A 16,477-nucleotide genomic window follows, 5' to 3' on the forward strand; every position below is an offset into this window, starting at 1 on the left:
TACCGGCGAGACAGCTGCCGACCTGGCCGGGGTGGTGGTGGCTGCCCGTCAGCAGGACGTGCGTCGGGCGGTGGTGGCGGCCTCGGTTTCGCGAGGTCAGCTCATGTGCTGCAGGAAGAAGGCGGCCGCTTCCCGGCCGACAGTGACGCGGGCCGCAGGGTCGGAGGGTTCCGGGGCGAAGAAGTCGTCGTGGCGGACGTCGGGGCCCACCGAACGGCCGCCGGCCGTCGGGATGTGCTCCAGATACGGCCTGGTGTCCTCCTCGTACGGGGCGATCGTGTCGGCCCCGGCCCAGCGGATCTCCACCGGTACGCGCACGGTCGCCAGGCTCTCCGGAGTCACCAGGCTGCCGATTCCGGGGGCCACTTGGAAGACCGCCCGCACCCGGGAGTCGGAAAGATCCGCTCCGGCGCCGTGCAGAACGCGCTTCGCCGTCTCGGCCTCGGGGTGCTTCTTCCTCAGTGCCTCCAGGACCCCGGGGAATTCAGGAACCTCCGGCAGGGGCGCTGCCCCCGTCAGCACGGCCCACAGGATCTGCGGATCGACGCGGGCCCCGGCGAGCGCCGCCGCCGTGTAGGCACCGAGAGAGAAGCCCGCCGCGCCGACCTGACCCAGAGGTTGTTCGCGGGCGAGTGCGTCGAGGGCGAACGAGACATCCCGGGGCCGCTCCCATACGTGGAGGAAGCCCTCCGGCTCGTAGCCGTCGACGAAGTTGTTTCCGTGGTGATCAAGGGCGGCCACCCGGAACCCTGCTTCGCGCAACGGGCTCACCAACCACTCCATGTCGCTTCCTGAACCGCCGGTGCCGTGCGAGACGACTATCAGCGGAGCAGGTGCGGCCGGCGGGGGCGACGGTTCCCACAGATAGAGCCGGATCGGCCGCGGACGTTGCGGGTCCATCAGATCAGGGCGGCTTTCGTCGTGCAGGACACGTATCAGCGGCTGTTCCTGCCCGGAGATCGTCATGACCACATCGTAGGGAGGCAACCGCCCCTGCTGGAACGCCTTGCCCCTTCAGCGGGGGCGAGTTGGGGAGCAGCTCTTGTGTCCGGCCGCCGGTGTGTCCGCCGGGGCCCGGCGCCTTCCCGTTCACTGCACCCCGCGGGGCCGGAACTGGATGCTGATACGTCCTCCCGCGGCTCGCGCGGTTTTGGGGACGGAGTGCTCCCAGGTCCGCTGACAGGAACCGCCCATCACGATCAGATCGCCGTGCCCGAGGGGGCGCCGGACGACAGCACCGCCGCGGCACGGGCGCAGCAGCAGGTCGCGGGGCGCTCCCACGGACAGGATGGCGACCATCGTGTCCTCGCTCGCCCCCCGGCCGATGCGGTCGCCGTGCCAGGCCACACTGTCGCGGCCGTCGCGGTAGTGGCACAGGCCGGCTGTCGTGAAGGGTTCACCGAGTTCGGCGGCGTAGTGCGTGGACAGAGCCTGGCGTGCTTCGTCGAGCACGGGGTGCGGCAGCGGTTCGCCGGAGCGGTAGAAGGCGAGCAGGCGAGGGACGGCGACGAGCCGCTCGTACATCTGCCGCCGCTCGGCCTTCCAGGGCACATCCGTGGCCAGCTGTTCGAACAGGACGTCGGCGCCGGTCAGCCAGCCGGGCAGCAGGTCGATCCAGGCGCCGTCGCCGAGTCCGGTCCTGCGCAGCCCGTCCAGCGGACGTAGGAGCACGTCCTCGCTTTGATCGAACAGGGACCCCTGGACCTGGTGCGCCGCCATGCCTCCAGAGTACCCCGCATTCGAACACGTGAACCATTAGGGTCGGCCTTACGCATCTGCCGCCCGGACGGCCTCGGCCACATCGCAGCCGCGGCACGCCACCCCGGCAGAGGGACGACATCGAAGGCGTCCCGTCCTCCCAGCAGGAGCACCGGCCGTCCGGGCGTACCGGATCCGAGTGCCGGCCGGGCGCGTAGTGTGCCTGGATGATCGGGACACCAGAGGCGTTCTCGCGGAGCACCATCGCGCGCGAGGGAGAAGCCGGGGCGGCCTGGCTCGCCGTCCTGCCCACCGTCGTCGACGAGTCGCTGGCACGCTGGGACTGCGTGCCGGACGGCGTAGTGATGCACGGGGGCGTCGGGATCATCGTTCCGTACGGCGGCGGGACGGCGGGACCGCCGTGCTGAAGGTGTCCTTCCCCCACCCCGGCAACGTCCACGAGCCGGACGCGTTCGCGGCGTGGGGCGGGCGCGGAGCCGTACTGCTGCACGAGCGCCACGACGAGTCCTTCGCCATGCTGCTGGAGCGGGTCAGGGCGTCGACACTTGCGGAGGTCGGGGACGACGACGAGGTGGTGACGGTCGCCGGAAGGATCAACCGCCGGCTGGCGGTCCCCGCGCCGCCCGGCCTGCCGCGGCTGCGGGAGCAGGCCGAATCCTGGGAGGAGCATCTGCGCAGGGATGCCGAGGAGCTGACGCACGCGCTGTCGCCCTACGTGGTCGACGCGGCGGTGGCGACCGTACGGGAGCTGGGCCGGGTCCAGTCCGACACTCTCGTCCACGGCGACCTGCACGGCGGAAACATCCTCGCGCCGATCGTGAGCCGTGGCTGGCGGTCGATCCGAAGGGGTACGCGGGAGACCCCGCTTACGACGGCGGCACGCTGCTCAAATCGCGCGCACTGACGATGCTCGGAGCGGACGACCTGGGCCGGGCCGTCCACCGCGCTCTGGACGCCTTCGCCGAGGCAGCGGAGCTCGATCGCGTACGCGTCCGGCGATGGGCTCAGTTTCATGCCGTCCAGGCCGCGTTCTGGGGTCGGCGCCACGGATTCCGCAGGGCCCGCACCGGATCTCGACCGGACCGGCTCACCGAATTCGCCGACCACCTGGCGAAACTGCTCACGGAGAGCGGACAGGGCCCCTCGCCCGGCTGAGGTGAGGGCGTCCCGGGGCAGAACCTCGCGACGGCCCGCAGGACGGTGTGTCCGCGGCCTCACCCGCCACGGCGTACCGACCGGCGTGAGCAGGGTGCCCCACGCCGGTCAGCCGTTGGTCAGGACTCCTGATCAAGCGGTGGCGCAGGCGGTCCCGCTCAGGGTGAACCCGGTCGCGGCCGTGTTGGTCCCTCCCCGGGTGCCGTTGAAGCCGACGGTGACCGAACCGCCGGCGGGTATGACGGAGGTGTACGAGGCGGGGACCACACTCACCGCGCCGCCGTTCTGCGTGAAGGATCCGCCCCAGGCGTGGCTCACGGTCTGGCCGTCGGCAAAGGAGAAGGCCAGTGTCCAGCCGTTGATCGCGGTGGTGGCGGTGTTACGGATGATGATCTCGCCCTGGAAGCCGCCGGGCCAGTCACCGACCACTCGGTAGCCGACGGAGCAGGCCGCTCCGGGTGTGCCGGTGCCCTCGTCGGTGACGACAGCCACCGTCGCCGAGCGGGCCGAGCGGTTCCCGGCCGCGTCGCGGGCGTAGACGGCGAAGGTGTACGACGTCTCTGCGGTGAGGCCGCTCACCGTGGCGCTGTTGGTGGAGGAGGCGGCAACCGTGGTCTCGGATCCGCTGCTGACGCGGACGACGTCGTAGCCGGCGACGCCGACGTTGTCGGTGGCGGCGGTCCAGCGGAGGGTGGCGGAGGTGGCCGTCACGGCCGAAGCGGTCGGGGTGCCGGGGGCTCCGGGGGCCTCGGTGTCGCCCGGTTCGCCGCCGCCGAAGACGGTGGCTTCCCGGGACGTCTGGGCGATGCCGTTGACGCCGTTGAAGATGCGCTCGCCCCAGGAGCTGAGCCGGGTGGGGTCGAAGTCGATCGTCAGGTCGAGGATCGGGTCGGTGTTACCGCTCCAGGACCAGGCCAGGTAGCCGAGCTTGAGCTGTTGGGCGGTGGCCATCATGGTGTTCTCGTCCGGGTCGCCGTACTGGTCGGCGGGGCCCCCGAACTCGCCGATCAGGATCGGCAGGCCGGCGTCCACGAACGCGTCCAGGTAGTCGGTGACCTTGTCGGCGGTGTTGTAGACGCTGTACATGTGGATCGAGAAGATCAGGTTGCCGGTGGGGTCGGCGTCGTAGACGGTCTGGGCGTTGGCACGCATGACGCCCTGCCAGTCCTGGCCCCAGTTCGGCGCGTCCACCATGATCGTGTGCTCGAACCCCGCGTTGCGCAGCTTCTTGACGGCGGAGATGGTGGGATCGGTCCAGCCCGCGGGATTGGTGTTGCCCCAGGGCTCGTTGCCGATGTTGATGATGACGTAGTTCTCTTCACCGGTGAGTACGCTCTGCAGGCCGAGCCAGTAGTCAGCGGCGTGGTCGAGCGTTCCGGCCGCCGCGTCCTCGCCGTAGCCGGTGGTGTCGTGCACCTCGAGCACACAGATGAGACGGTTCGCCTTGCACCGGTCGACGATGCTCGCCACGTCCGCGGGGCTGTTCTTGCTCCAGCGGTGTCCGTCGGAGAGAACCACGCGGACCGTGTTGGCGCCCGTGGCCTTGATGTCGGCCAGCGACTGCGTCTCGCCGGGGTACCAGGTGTGGGCGTGATTGACGCCGCGCATGACGAAGTCGTTGCCGTTGGCCTCGAGCAGGCGGCCGTCACTGACATGGAGGCCCGTGGCGAGCGCGCCGGCTTCGTGGGCCTGCACCCGGGCCTGGGCGGCGGCCGGGCCCGGGGTCCCGACAACGACGAGTCCGAGTAAGGCGGCCAGAGCGGTCAGGACGACGGTGACCGGGCTCTTACGTTTCATACGTCCAGTTGTTCTCATTACGACTCCAGAGGATGAGCGCCAAAAAACATCAACCGGGAAGGTGGGAGCGCTCCCATAAAGCCATCACGCCAGGGGCACGTCAAGACATCGCGCACGCTCCGACATGTGAACGACCGTCGCGCAGCAGCGAATCCGGTGCACGCGAATCGGATTACGCGGACATCACCCGGCAAAACCTGCCGGGCCGCAGGGCCGGGAGGCGGGCGTGCGGGTTTCCCGGCCGCACGCCCGCCTCCCGGCACCGAGCGGCTCGTCAGGCGTTCGGGTCGAACGGGATGCCGGCCGGCTTGGCCTTCTCGAGGTGAGGGTTGAAATTGCCGTCCTTGAGGCCGAAGACGGCACTTCCGAAGTTGGCCTGTGTCAGCTTGTCCCGCAGACCCGCCGGGTAGCCGTTCCAGCCGACGAGTTTGGGGAACTGCCATCCGTGATAGTGGTTCTCGGGCGGCTCGTCGTTGGAATTCGCGGGGCGGAAGCAGTGGGTGCTCAACCCGTCCTTGTGGTACACGATCTTGGGATGCGTTCCGTCCCACCGGATCTGATCGCGGTTGTAGACGTCGAAGTCGCCGTGAGCGGACGTGGATACGTAGCGGGCCTCGTTGTTCTGCACCCACACCACGACATGCTCCCAGTCGTGCCGGTGCCCGCCGAGCCCGCTGCCGGCCACGGCCTGGTCCTTCTCGAAGTAGAGCCCGTAGATGATCGCGCACCAGCCGTTGTTGCACTTGTAGCGGGCGTACCCGTTGGTGTTGTCCAGGTCCGAGGCGTCACGGCAACTTCCGTTGACGGCCCCGGTGGTGTTGAGACCAGGGGCTATGGCACCGTCCGGCCCGATGGCCGGAGTGGGGTAGCAGCCGTCCGTGTCGTAGTCGTAGGCGGGCTGGAACGACTGCTCCATTCCATCGGCGTTGAGCGGCAGAGCGCCGGGCGGGGCGGCGTACGCGCTGCCGGAGGACGCGATGACCATTACCAGGGCGCTGCCCACGACGAGCGACACCCTGCGGACTCGTGCTCTGCTCTTCACTGCTGCCTCCTGGTCGACGCGTGTCGGGGGTCACGCGGCTACGATTGACATGCCCATCGCAACCATGCTGAATCCCTCGGCACACGGACCGAGCACCACCTGATGTCGAGGTGATGAAGGCTCAGCCAACACGCGAGGAGCGAGCCGGCCCGTCGGGCGGCAGGCGGATCCCACCGCGCTCCTGAAACCGGAGGCCGTGGCGGGCCAGGGCGATCGTGGCGGTCCCGGCCTCGCCCATGCCACGTAGGGAAGTCCGGGAAGCCGGCCGCACGCGGGGCCGGCGGGAGAGCGCGGGGTTCGCACGGGCCCCGCGGCGTCCGCCTGGACACGAGCGGGGCCGTACCGGTCCGAGCGACTCCCCCACACGTCGACGCGGACGCGCCCGCCCCGGCATCGGCGGAGGGATCAGCCGCGACCGGCGTCCTGCGCGGCACGCTCCAGCCGGCCGCGGTAGCTCTCCCACGAGGACTGATCGCCGGGCGGCATGCTGTCGTTCCCCTTCGCCATCCCGACGGCCCCGTCGATGAGTTCCCTGACGATATCGGCGTGCCCGGCGTGCCGCTGGGTGTCGCCGAGCACGCGTACCAGCACGTGGTGCAGCGTCACGCCGCTTCGCTCCTCCGGCCACCACGGGACGCGGCCGACAGCATCGAGACCGAGCGTGGCGATCGTGGTGTCCGCGTGCTCCCAGGCCCGGCGGTACAGCCCCACGACCATGTCGCGCGACTCGTCCGGGGTGGCCCACATGTCCGCGCCCGGTTCGGCGTCCTCTCCGTACCAGGACGGCGGCTCATCGAAGAACGGGCGCCCGAACGTGTCCCCGAAGTAGCCCAGTTCCACGCCGGTGAGGTGCTTGACCAGGCCCAGGAGGTTCGTGCCGGTCGGCGTCAGCGGACGACGGATGTCGTACTCGGAGAGACCGTCGAGCTTCCACAGCAGGGCATCACGGGCGGCTTGCAAGTAGTGGAGCAGGTCCACCTTCGACTCTGATTCGATCATGTCGGGGAGTCTTCCGTCCGCCTCTGACATCGGGCCGCCGAAGGCTCCTGCCGAAGAGCGATCCGCTCGGCCGCTGACACCTTCGAAAGGTTGGGAGGTCGGTCCGGCCTGACGTCACGGGACAGAAGGGCACCGGAACGGGGCAGGTCACGACTCCCGGCTGACCCGTTCCCTCCCAGGTCGCCCATGTCGGCGCCGCTACCGCCGCGTTCCGTGGATGACACCGGTTCTTGACGGCGGCAGCCGAAGCATCAGCCCGCAGCGGTCGGGGAAGCCGCAGCCTGGTTCCGGACCATTTCCAGCAACGTGGTGTGGGTCCGCTGGTCGGCCGCCGCGATCAGTCCACCTGCGCCGGTGTGCAGCGGTTGGCCGTGAATGCCGGTCACCACGCACCCGGCCGCTTCGCACAGGGCGATCCCGGCGGCGAAATGCACGGAGTCGCGCAGGTCGCCGTCGGTGACGTAGGCGGCTCTTCGGCCGGCGGCGACCCAGGCCACGGCCAGGGTCGTGGAGACGACGCGTGGCCGGAAGTGGTCTGTGAACCCTGGGGCGGCGAGGAGGAGTGCTGCCCGGAAGTCCGGTGCGTTGGGGAAGGGCGGGTCGAGATTGACGTCGACCAGCCGGGACGCTGCCGAGGGTGCGAGTTCTTCGTCCACCTCGCCCTTTCGGAGACGGGCGCGCCTGCCGTCGGTCCAGAAGACCTCACCGCTGAACGGGTCGGCTGCCGCGGACACGGTGATGTCGGGCCCCACCCGCAGGGCCACGTTCACCGAGGCCAGCATGGTGTGTACGGCGTAGTTCAGCGTCCCGCACAACGGGTCGACGAGCCATCTGCGCTCCGCTCCGTCTGCGCCGCTGTGTCCGCTCTCCTCTCCGGTCACGGCGTCATGGGGTCGGGCGGTTCTCAGGATGCCGAGGATCGCGTTTTCCGCCGCGAGGTCGGCGCCTGTCGCGAAGTCGCCGTCGGACTTCGCGAACCGCTCCAGGGATTCCCCGTACATGTCGCTGACCACGGCCGCTCCTGCCCGTGCTGCCGCCAGAGCCAGTTGCGCATCATCTTCCGTGTTCATGATCAGCATGTGGCCAGGGTAACCACGGCCATGTCGGCGCGGCGGATTTCGCCGGGCTCGGCAAAGGCTCTCCCGCGCGGACGAGTTGCGGAACGGGTGAGGTCCGGTTCACGCACCGTGACGGGCCGGCTCCTGCGGGGCGTGCGGAGCACCGGGTCGCTCCGGCCGACGCGGGGCGTTCCGCGCCCGGCGACGGGCCGGCCGATGGGGGCGGGGGTGCCGGTGGCCGACGATCGGCGGGTTTCCGCCCATACCTCCGGCCCGCGCCGACGCGACAGCACGACTCCCCCGGCGAACCGTCCATCCGGCCCGTTGACATGGGTGAGAACCCGTTGCTTGGCTGAGGACAAGCGCTTTCCGGCCGGACTTTGGAGCGTTCAGGTGGAGTTCTCGCGTCGTTCCGTGCTGTCCATGATCCCGGCGGTGGCCCTGCTGGCCGTGGCACAGACGCTTCAAGCCCGAGCGGCGGTCCGGCGCGAGCCGGACGCGTCCGGCCGCACAGTGGCCGACCATGACGCTCTGGTCCGTAACACCGTTGCGATCTTCGCCGGCACCACCGAAGTCAACGCCCGCCCCGAGGTCGCACCGAAACTCACTGCCCTGCAGACGACAGCTCGCACCAGGCTCGCCGCGATGGACAGCGCCGGACAGGGCGAGCTCTTCGCGGGCGTACCGCTCGGCACCAGCGACCCCAACCTGAGCCTGTCCTTCCAGTACCTGTACGAAATCGCCCTCGCCACCGCTCTGCCGGGTACCGGCGCCTCGGAGCTCCGCGACAACAGCGCGGTCCGGCGACGGGTCATCGACGCTCTGGTCCACCTCCACGACGCCTACTACGGCGATCAGTCGAAGGGCTACTACGGCAACTGGTTCCACTGGGAGATCGGAATCTCCGCCTACGTCAGCAAGACCCTCGTCCTCCTGAGGGACGAGCTCGCGGTGTACCGGCCCCAGCTCGCCGCGACCTACGTGGCCTCCATGGACGCCTACCTCCGCAACGGCAAGGGCGGCGACGTCGATCTGGACTCGCGCTTCCACACCGGCGCCAATCTCGCCGACATCACGACGAACCGGATCCTCCAGGGTGCCGTCCTCGGCGACGAGGTCCGCACAGGGAAGGCCATCGCCGACCAGCTGACCGTCTTCGCGACGATCGACCCGTACAACCCGCAGCACGGCGTCACCGACGGTTTCTACGCCGACGGTTCCTTCGTCCAGCACGGCTCCGTCGCGTACACGGGCTCCTACGGAAAGGGCCTGCTCACCCGCATCGTCCAGACGATAAAGATCCTCGACGGAACCGGCTATGTGCCCGGCGACAGCCTCGTCGGTGTCGTGCAGGGCTGGGTGACCGAAGCCTTCGCCCCTCTGATCTTCGAAGGCTGGATGATGGAGATCGTCAAGGGCCGCGCGGTCTCACGGACCGGCACGGGGTACGCGGACGTCGCCGCCGTCGTGGAAGCCGTCGTCGACCTCGCCTCGTACACCACCGGCAGTGACACCGAGGCGCTCGAGGGCTACGTCAAGTACGTCGGGCAGACCTCGAAGGCCGGCCTCGACCCGGCCTCCTTCGTCTCCCCCGTCAGCATCGCCCGCCACGCCGACATCCTGAAGTCATCGTCGCCCGCGAGGGATCTGGGTCCAGCCGCCTCGCACACCGCGTTCGACGCGATGGACAGGACTGTCCACCGGCGGTCCGGCTACGCGTTCGCCCTGACCCGCAGTTCCGCGCGCATCAGCAAGTACGAGTACATGAGCGGCGAGAACCTGATGCCGTGGTTCCAGGGCGACGGCGCGCACTACCTCTACCTCTCCGGTCAGGACCAACGGCAGTCGTTCGGCATCGACTACTTCACGGCCGTCTCCCCGTACCGCCTGGCGGGCGTCACCGCGCCTGTGGAGACGCGCCGCACCGTTCCCGAGCTCTACGGCACGCTCTGGTACGACAACCCCGAGCGCGGGTTCACGGCATCGTCCGAGTCGCAGAACGCCTACGTCTACTTCCCGCGCGGCGGCAACGCCTTCTCCGGCGGCGCCCGTCTGGGCCCCTACGGTGTGGCCGGTCTCGTCCAGTCCGACGATGCGGCCTACACCGCCCAGCAGGCCGGTGAACTCCCCGACGACTTCGTCGCCTACCAGGGGGCCCGTGCCACCAAGTCGTGGTTCATGCTCGACGACGAGATAGTCGTCCTCGCCGCAGGAGTGACCGGACTCGAGGACCGCGCGGTGACCACCACCGTCGACAGCCGTATCGCCGCTCCCTCCGCACCCGTCACCCTCACCGGGAGCCTCCGTGACGGGACGCCCTGGCAGGGCACCGGGACCGCGCCACTGGCCTGGCTGCGTTATGCCGATGCCGAACAGGGGACGGCGATCGGGTACGTCTTCCTGTCCGGTCCGCGACCGGCTGTCGCACTCGACACAGTCACCCGCAGCCGGCGTCTCGTGCGACTGACCAATCCCGACACCCCCGTCACCAAGCAGGTCTTCACGCTCTCGTACGAGCAGGCCGCCGAGGAGCGGCCGGCCGCGATGGCGCACGTCCTCGTCCCGAACGCCTCGACCCGGCAGTTGGCCGCCTACGCCCACGGCCCGCTCTCCGTACTGGCCAACACCGTCCGCCTGCAGGCCGTCACGCACACTCGCCTGGGGTTGGTCGCCGCCAACTCCTTCGCCCCCGGCAGGCACCGCGCCGAGCGCCTCACCATCGACGGCCCGGCGTCTGTGATGCTTCGCCGGGCTCCCGACGGCACGTGCTCGATCGCGGTGTCCGATCCCACGACTCAGCGGAGCACGGTCTCGGTCACGGTCCACGGACCGGCCTTGCGGGCCCTTTCGGCCGATGACGGCGTCCGCGTCCGCCGCTTCCTCGGTGGCACTCGCCTCGACGTCACGACCCATCACGCCCATGGCCGCAGCTTCACCGCCACACTGGGCCGGCGCTGACGGCGCCGGCGGGGGCTTCGGCGGCCCCCTTGCACCGTGCTGGTCTGCGGCTACGCGTTCCGGTTCACTCGCTGTCAGTGGTCCCGCATACGGTTCTCCCATGGATGATCAGCGGTGTCGCTTCCTCACATGGACAAACTCACAGTCCGGGTGCCCGGGCAGCGCTCCCCAAGCGCCGGCGGCCCGGTGGGGCGGGCTCCGCGCATCTGTGCACCCCGCTGGGATGGAGACCGCACGTGAGTGAGACGCCGATGTACGAGGCGGGAGACGTACGAGAAGCGTGGGGCCGGGTAACCGCGTGGCTCGAGCGGAACGACCCCGGGGGTTTCGCTGCCCTCTGCGGCCCGGGGAACCAGGCGGCCATCGGCGATGCCGAACTGCGCATGGGTCTGACACTGCCGAGGGAGATGCGGGAGTGGCTCCTGGCGACCGACATCGATGCCGGCAGGCAATCCGATGGACGATCAAGTCTGGTGGCACTCGGGTGCGAGGCAGCCATCCCCGGCGACCATCTCCTTCTCGGCCTGGCGGACATTGAGGGCGTCTACCTCAGCCGGATGGCCTTGGAGGAGACGCAGCCGTCCCCAGACCCCGACTGCTCGTTCTGGCGCCGTGAGTGGGTCCCGATCGCCGCGGAACGCGACGGCCTCTACGGGACGTTTCTGGACACCCGCAACGGAACCGTCGGAACGTGGGCTGAGGCGCGCGGTCCTGAGGAAGGTGCCTTTGCCTCGTTGTTCGCCTTCTTCCAAGAGGTGGCGGACCGGCTGGAAGGAGTCGCCTCGGGGGACTGGAGAGGCCCCGCCGGTCCGGCTGGATCTGGCGGGCCCGCTCCCCGGCCGAAAGACGAGCCGATACGTCTCTGGGCACGCACGAACGGCTATCTCGTAAATGATCGTGGTCGGATCCCTGCGGAGATTCGCGAGGCTTACGAGATGTCACGGAGGTAATCACACCGAGCTCATCACGGCACGGAGCAGGGCACGTGGCCGAGTCCTGAAGTAACGACCCGGCCCGCTACGACAGTGAGTCGGCGGCCACGGATGCCGCCTGCGCGATCAGCCGGTCGTCGTACTCCGCCCCGTCCTCGGTGCGGTTCGACATGACGGCCATGACAATGGGGGCGGCGCCGGGCGGCCACACCACAGCGATGTCGTTGCGGGTGCCGTACGTGCCCCCGGCCCCCGACTTGTCGCCGACCTCCCAGCCGTCGGGCACTCCGGCCCTGATGAGCCCGGCTCCGGTGGTGCTGGTGCGCAGCCACTCCGTGAGCTGTGCTCGTTCGCCCTTGCCCAGGACGTCACCGAGGACGAACGCTCGCAGGTCTGCGGCCAGGGCCCGCGGCGTGCTCGTATCCCGCGTGGCGCCGGGGGTCCAGTCGTTCAGCTGCGGCTCGGAACGCTCCATCCGCGTCACGTCGTCGCCGATCTCCTGGAGTTCGGTGCCCAGACCCCGAGGGCCGCCCACCTGGTCGAGCAGCAGATTGGCAGCGGTGTTGTCGCCGAAGCGGACGGCGGCGTCGCACAAGGCGTCCAGGGTCATCCCGCTCCCGGCGTGCTTCGACGTCACGGGAGAGGGAGGAACCAGCTCGTCCGGGGAGTACCTGACTGTCCGTCCCATTCCGTCCGGGGAGTACTTCCGCAGAACGGCACCGGCGGCCAGGACCTTGAACGTCGAGGCGTAGGCGAACCGCTCCCCGTCGTTGTACGCCACTTCGCGTCCGGTGCCCGTGTCGACAGCGTAGACACCCAGCCGGGCGTCGAACTTGCGCTCGAGCTCCTTGAATTCACGGGCCGACTCCCCCGCGTCCGGTCCCGCCCCCTCCCCCGACTCCTCCCCCGTCACAGCGGACGAGGCCGGGGGCGTGGGCGAGGCCGGGGGAACATCTTGGCGGCCGCAGGCCGCCGCAGGGACGGCCAGAAGCATGGCGAGCACACCGCATACGGCGCGTCGGGCACCGGAGCCCCGCATGGTCAAAACCTCCTGGGCGCCCCCGGGCGGGGCGCGTCGGGGACGGAGCGGCCGTCCATCCCGGTTCGGGGGCGCGGGCATCGGATCCGCCCTCGCCTACGGACATCCTCACATCCCCGCCCGCACAGGCCGCCGGAGCAGGTACACGGCGGCGGTCGACACCAGGATGGCCATGCACGCGATGAACACCAGCCCCGCACCCTCCAGACCGATGGGACCCGACAGCACCCCCACACCGATCACAGGCACCGAGATACCCGCGTACGCCACCACGAACAGAGTCGAGATCACAGCCGCGCGCCGGTCCTCGGGAGACGCCCCGGCCACCGCGGACAGCGCCCCGCGGAAGGCCAGCCCCTGTCCGACCCCGCCGACCAGCGCGCTCAGCACCACCAGGAACAACAGGTCCCATCGCAGTGCTCCCGCGAGAAGCGCCAGCCCGGCGAGGAGACCCGCACAGCCCAGTGGCAGCGATCGCGCCACGCCGACCCTGCCGACTGCCAACTGTCCGGCGGTCGAGGCGAAGAAGGCCAGCGCGACGACCAGTCCGCTCACCGCGTGGTTGTTCACATCGAGGGATTCAGAAAGGAACGCCGGGCTGACCGACGTGAACACGCCGAAGAGCGCGAACCCGACGAACGAGGCGATCGCGGCCGGCGCGAACACCGACCGCACCTGCGGGGGCAGGCCGGGCCGCCGCGGCCGTACGGTACTCAGCGGCCGTCGCTCCCGTACTGTCTCGCGGAGCCACATCGTGATCGCCACACAGGCGGCCAGCAGGGTGAGGTGCACGGCGAACGGCAGGTACAGGGGACAGGGGGCGTACTGCGCGAGCACCCCGGCAAGCAACGGGCCGCAGCCCAGCCCGCCCATGTTGGCGGCAGTCGCCACGAACGTGGCCCGGGAGGCGCCGCCGTACGGTGCCAGCTCCATCACGTACGCCGTGGCGGCCCCGGTGAACAGGCCGGCGGACAGGCCGGACAGCAACCGTCCCGCATACAGCCAGCCCAGCCCGGTGGCGCACAGGAAGCAGACGGCGCTCGCCGCCGCGAACCCCAGACCCGCCAGCAGCACCGGTCGCCTGCCCACGATGTCGGAGACGTTGCCGGCCAGCAGCAGCACACCGATGACGCCGAAGGCATAGACGGCGTACACGACGGTCACCGTCAGCTCGGAGAACCCGAACTTGTCCTGATAGAGGCCGTAGAGGGGGGTCGGCAGCGTGGTGCCTGCCATGCACACGGCGAACACCGCCCCGCTGAGGAAACACTGGCGCCACCCTCGGCGATCACCGTCCATGCCGCCGACCGTAACCCCACGTGCCGCCCCGGACCGGCCAGGCGTGCCCGGCGTGCCACCACCGGTATGGGGTGACTGTTCACGCGTCGGGAGGCGGCGGAGTGCGGACCGACGCGGAGACTCGCGGTTCAGGGGAAGCGCTCCGCGGCAGGGTGAGGTATCCCGGAGTCATGGTCTTCCGGCAATGGCTCCACTCCCTCCGCAGCGGTGCCCGGCGGAGCAGCGCGCTGATCGTGGTTCCGTTCGCCCTCATCGCCGTCGTGACGGTGGTCGACATCATCGCCCCGCCGGAAGTCCACCTCGGTCCGTTTCTCGTCGCGGCTCCGGCACTCACCGCCTCGTTCGCCGGCCCGAGAATGACGGCGTTCGTCGGTGCGGTGGCCGTACTCGCGCAAGCCATGGTGGCGGTGGCACGGACCAGCATCAACGACCTCAACCACACCTACCAGATCATCGCGCTGTTCCTGATCTCCGCGATCGTGACGTTCTTCGCCCATTTGCGAGAGCGCCATTCCACGGAAATGGTGCAGCTTCGTACCGTGGCCGAGGCGGCTCAGCGGGGTGTGCTGCGCCCTCCGCCGGCCCGCAGCGGTCCGCTGCGTCTGGCCGCTGTGTACCTGGCTGCCGAAGCGGGTGCCCAGCTCGGTGGTGACCTCTACGCGACCGCGCGCACCGCCGAGGGGACCCGCGTGATCATCGGTGATGTCCGGGGCAAGGGCCTCGACGCCATCAACAGTGCCGCCGGCGTCCTGGGTGCCTTTCGCGCGCTGGCCCGCCAGGAGAAGCACCTGCCCGATCTGGTGAGCCGTCTGGAGAGCAGCGTGGCCGCGCACCAGATCGACGCACTGCACGAGGCGGAGGACGAGAACATCGCCGAGGCCTTCGTCACTGCGGCTGTGCTGGACATTCCCGACGGCGCCGAGGTGGTCCGCCTCATCAGCTGCGGGCATCCTCCGCCGCTGATCCTCCGTGCGGGTCAGGTGTGCCTGCTCGAAACGAAGGACCCGGCCCCACCGCTCGGGCTCGGGCGTCTGCTGGCCGGCCGGCCGACGGAGGACGTGTTCGCTTTCGACACAGGGGACATGCTTCTCCTGTACACGGACGGTGTCACCGAAGCCCGTGACCGTTCAGGCGACTTCTATCCCTTGACCGAACGGATCGCCTCGCAACACGGGAAGAACCCGCAGGCGTTGCTGAATCATCTGTGCGCGGACCTTCTGCGCCACGCGGGTGGCAGCCTCGGTGATGACGCGGCCCTGGTGGCGATCGAGCGCCTTCCCGCGGACGAGTGATCGGCTTGCGCCCGTGTGCACGGCAGCGATGCCCATCAGGACTCCTGGCTCTCCAGCGAGGTCCGTGGGGAGGCTGTTCATCAGTCCCGGTGTGCGCTCGTCGCTGCGCCTGAGGTCGAAGGCGGCGCGGCGGCGCCGGAGGTGACCTCGACGTCGGACGGGTCGAGCGCCAGGTGCTCCGCGGCGCACTCGACGACCGCGCGCACCGGCCCACCGCACGCGGTGTGGCGAAGCTCGAGCACAGGCACCTCGGGGTCCACGGCGTGGGCCTCGCCCCACTGCCGCAAGGCCACCAGGACGGGCCACAGCTCCCAGCCCTTCCGGGTCAGGCGGTACTCCTGCCGGGTGCGTCGACCCGGTTCCCGGTAGGGGACCGTGCGCATGACCCCGGCCGCCGTCAGTTTGCGCAGCCGGTCCGCGAGGACCGCCTCGGACAACCCCACATGACGGTGGAAGTCGTCGAAGCGCCGTACGCCGTTGGCCGCGTCACGCAGGATCAGCAGCGTCCATTTCTCGCCGACGATGTCGAGCGTGCGTTGGACGGGGCAGTTCTCCGTACTCGTCTCCAGCCACTCCATCCGACGATGATAGACCCCTTGACTTCATTGTTGACAGTCAGCTGCGACCTGGCTAGCTTCATCTGACATAGTCAGCGATGGAGGGGCAGCACCGTGGGGCGATCTCGCACGTACGAATGGCAGGACCCGGCCGTCACGGCGGGCGCCGTCGGTCGGGGCACCGGCCTGGAGTTCCTCCGTGACATCGCGTCCGGCCGCCTCCCCGGACCACCGGTCGGAGCGACCGTGGACTTCACCCTCGATGAGGTCGAGCACGGGCGCGCCGTGTTCTCACTGCTCCCGGGAGAGGAGCACTACAACCCCATCGGCAGCGTGCACGGCGGCATCTTCGCCACCCTGCTCGACTCCGCGGCAGGCTGTGCCGTCCAGTCCACGCTGCCGCGCGCACCGGATACACCTCCTTGGACCTGACCGTGAAGTTCCTGCGCCCGGTCACTGTCGAGACCGGCAGGGTCCGGGCCGTGGGCAGCGTCGTGAGCAGCGGCCGCCGCACCGCGCTCGCCGAGGCACAGCTGCTCGACGCCGGGGGCCGGCTGCTCGCCCACGCGACGAGCAGCTGTCTGCTGTTCCCCGTGCCCGCTGTCTGAACAGCGGGCGATCGTCCGTGCC

12 protein-coding genes and 2 pseudogenes are annotated in these 16,477 nt (G+C 69.8%); 5 read left to right on the forward strand and 9 right to left on the reverse strand.

Features of this window, described 5'->3' with window-relative positions; translation table 11 throughout:
- Positions 1 to 96 precede the first annotated feature (96 nt).
- A complete protein-coding gene (locus OG844_RS02295) occupies positions 97 to 966 on the reverse strand; it encodes an alpha/beta hydrolase family protein (protein WP_406387753.1) in 870 nt (289 codons plus the stop codon).
- Between the two features lie 123 nt (positions 967 to 1,089).
- Positions 1,090 to 1,719, reverse strand: coding sequence for an alpha-ketoglutarate-dependent dioxygenase AlkB (locus OG844_RS02300; RefSeq protein WP_406387755.1), 630 nt, complete (start codon positions 1,717 to 1,719; stop codon positions 1,090 to 1,092).
- Between the two features lie 206 nt (positions 1,720 to 1,925).
- On the opposite strand from OG844_RS02300, the pseudogene OG844_RS02305 reads away from it, so the two are divergent.
- Positions 1,926 to 2,874 (forward strand): annotated as a pseudogene (locus OG844_RS02305) (aminoglycoside phosphotransferase family protein).
- A gap of 132 nt (positions 2,875 to 3,006) precedes the next feature.
- Here the strand turns inward: OG844_RS02305 and OG844_RS02310 are convergent.
- From OG844_RS02310 to OG844_RS02325, 4 genes are all read right to left on the reverse strand, one after another.
- Positions 3,007 to 4,689, reverse strand: coding sequence for a cellulase family glycosylhydrolase (locus tag OG844_RS02310; RefSeq protein ID WP_406387757.1), 1,683 nt, complete (start codon positions 4,687 to 4,689; stop codon positions 3,007 to 3,009).
- A 256-nt stretch (positions 4,690 to 4,945) separates the two neighbouring features.
- A complete protein-coding gene (locus OG844_RS02315) occupies positions 4,946 to 5,656 on the reverse strand; it encodes an NPP1 family protein (RefSeq protein WP_406395970.1) in 711 nt (236 codons plus the stop codon).
- A gap of 462 nt (positions 5,657 to 6,118) precedes the next feature.
- Positions 6,119 to 6,712: a DinB family protein gene (locus tag OG844_RS02320; RefSeq protein WP_406387758.1), complete on the reverse strand. Its 594-nt coding sequence runs from the start codon at positions 6,710 to 6,712 to the stop codon at positions 6,119 to 6,121.
- 251 nt (positions 6,713 to 6,963) lie between these two features.
- Positions 6,964 to 7,791, reverse strand: coding sequence for an inositol monophosphatase family protein (locus OG844_RS02325; protein ID WP_406387759.1), 828 nt, complete (start codon positions 7,789 to 7,791; stop codon positions 6,964 to 6,966).
- Between the two features lie 372 nt (positions 7,792 to 8,163).
- Here OG844_RS02325 and OG844_RS02330 point away from each other — a divergent pair, with 372 nt between their 5' ends.
- On the forward strand, positions 8,164 to 10,728 hold the full coding sequence (locus tag OG844_RS02330; protein ID WP_406387760.1) for a polysaccharide lyase family 8 super-sandwich domain-containing protein: 2,565 nt from the start codon (positions 8,164 to 8,166) through the stop codon (positions 10,726 to 10,728).
- Between the two features lie 236 nt (positions 10,729 to 10,964).
- Positions 10,965 to 11,678 carry a histone-like nucleoid-structuring protein Lsr2 gene (locus OG844_RS02335; RefSeq protein ID WP_406387761.1) on the forward strand — a complete coding sequence of 238 codons (714 nt, stop codon included), beginning with the start codon at positions 10,965 to 10,967 and terminating at the stop codon, positions 11,676 to 11,678.
- 67 nt (positions 11,679 to 11,745) lie between these two features.
- On the opposite strand, the gene bla is transcribed toward OG844_RS02335, so the two are convergent.
- Complete coding sequence (gene bla, locus OG844_RS02340) at positions 11,746 to 12,699, reverse strand: class A beta-lactamase (protein ID WP_406387763.1); 954 nt, start codon at positions 12,697 to 12,699, stop codon at positions 11,746 to 11,748.
- A gap of 108 nt (positions 12,700 to 12,807) precedes the next feature.
- Positions 12,808 to 13,998 carry an MFS transporter gene (locus OG844_RS02345; RefSeq protein WP_406387765.1) on the reverse strand — a complete coding sequence of 397 codons (1,191 nt, stop codon included), beginning with the start codon at positions 13,996 to 13,998 and terminating at the stop codon, positions 12,808 to 12,810.
- A 170-nt stretch (positions 13,999 to 14,168) separates the two neighbouring features.
- On the opposite strand from OG844_RS02345, the gene OG844_RS02350 reads away from it, so the two are divergent.
- The gene (locus OG844_RS02350; RefSeq protein ID WP_406387766.1) at positions 14,169 to 15,290 is read left to right on the forward strand and encodes a PP2C family protein-serine/threonine phosphatase; all 1,122 of its coding nucleotides are present in this window, start codon (positions 14,169 to 14,171) and stop codon (positions 15,288 to 15,290) included.
- Positions 15,291 to 15,370: 80 nt separating this feature from the next.
- On the opposite strand, the gene OG844_RS02355 is transcribed toward OG844_RS02350, so the two are convergent.
- A complete protein-coding gene (locus tag OG844_RS02355; RefSeq protein ID WP_406387767.1) occupies positions 15,371 to 15,868 on the reverse strand; it encodes a winged helix-turn-helix transcriptional regulator in 498 nt (165 codons plus the stop codon).
- Positions 15,869 to 15,961: 93 nt separating this feature from the next.
- Between OG844_RS02355 and OG844_RS02360 the strand changes: the two are divergent.
- A pseudogene (locus tag OG844_RS02360) lies at positions 15,962 to 16,455 on the forward strand (PaaI family thioesterase).
- The last annotated feature ends 22 nt before the right edge of the window (positions 16,456 to 16,477 follow it).

This window comes from Streptomyces sp. NBC_00887 (genome assembly GCF_045207585.1).

Bases quoted from the DNA above. Each gene is read 5' to 3' on its own strand.
- OG844_RS02295 (WP_406387753.1), bottom strand. From the start codon at position 966: ATGACGATCTCCGGGCAGGAACAGCCGCTGATACGTGTCCTGCACGAC.
- OG844_RS02300 (WP_406387755.1), bottom strand. From the start codon at position 1,719: ATGGCGGCGCACCAGGTCCAGGGGTCCCTGTTCGATCAAAGCGAGGAC.
- OG844_RS02310 (WP_406387757.1), bottom strand. From the start codon at position 4,689: ATGAGAACAACTGGACGTATGAAACGTAAGAGCCCGGTCACCGTCGTC.
- OG844_RS02315 (WP_406395970.1), bottom strand. From the start codon at position 5,656: ATGGTCATCGCGTCCTCCGGCAGCGCGTACGCCGCCCCGCCCGGCGCT.
- OG844_RS02320 (WP_406387758.1), bottom strand. From the start codon at position 6,712: ATGATCGAATCAGAGTCGAAGGTGGACCTGCTCCACTACTTGCAAGCC.
- OG844_RS02325 (WP_406387759.1), bottom strand. From the start codon at position 7,791: ATGCTGATCATGAACACGGAAGATGATGCGCAACTGGCTCTGGCGGCA.
- bla (WP_406387763.1), bottom strand. From the start codon at position 12,699: ATGCGGGGCTCCGGTGCCCGACGCGCCGTATGCGGTGTGCTCGCCATG.
- OG844_RS02345 (WP_406387765.1), bottom strand. From the start codon at position 13,998: ATGGACGGTGATCGCCGAGGGTGGCGCCAGTGTTTCCTCAGCGGGGCG.
- OG844_RS02350 (WP_406387766.1), top strand. From the start codon at position 14,169: ATGGTCTTCCGGCAATGGCTCCACTCCCTCCGCAGCGGTGCCCGGCGG.
- OG844_RS02355 (WP_406387767.1), bottom strand. From the start codon at position 15,868: ATGGAGTGGCTGGAGACGAGTACGGAGAACTGCCCCGTCCAACGCACG.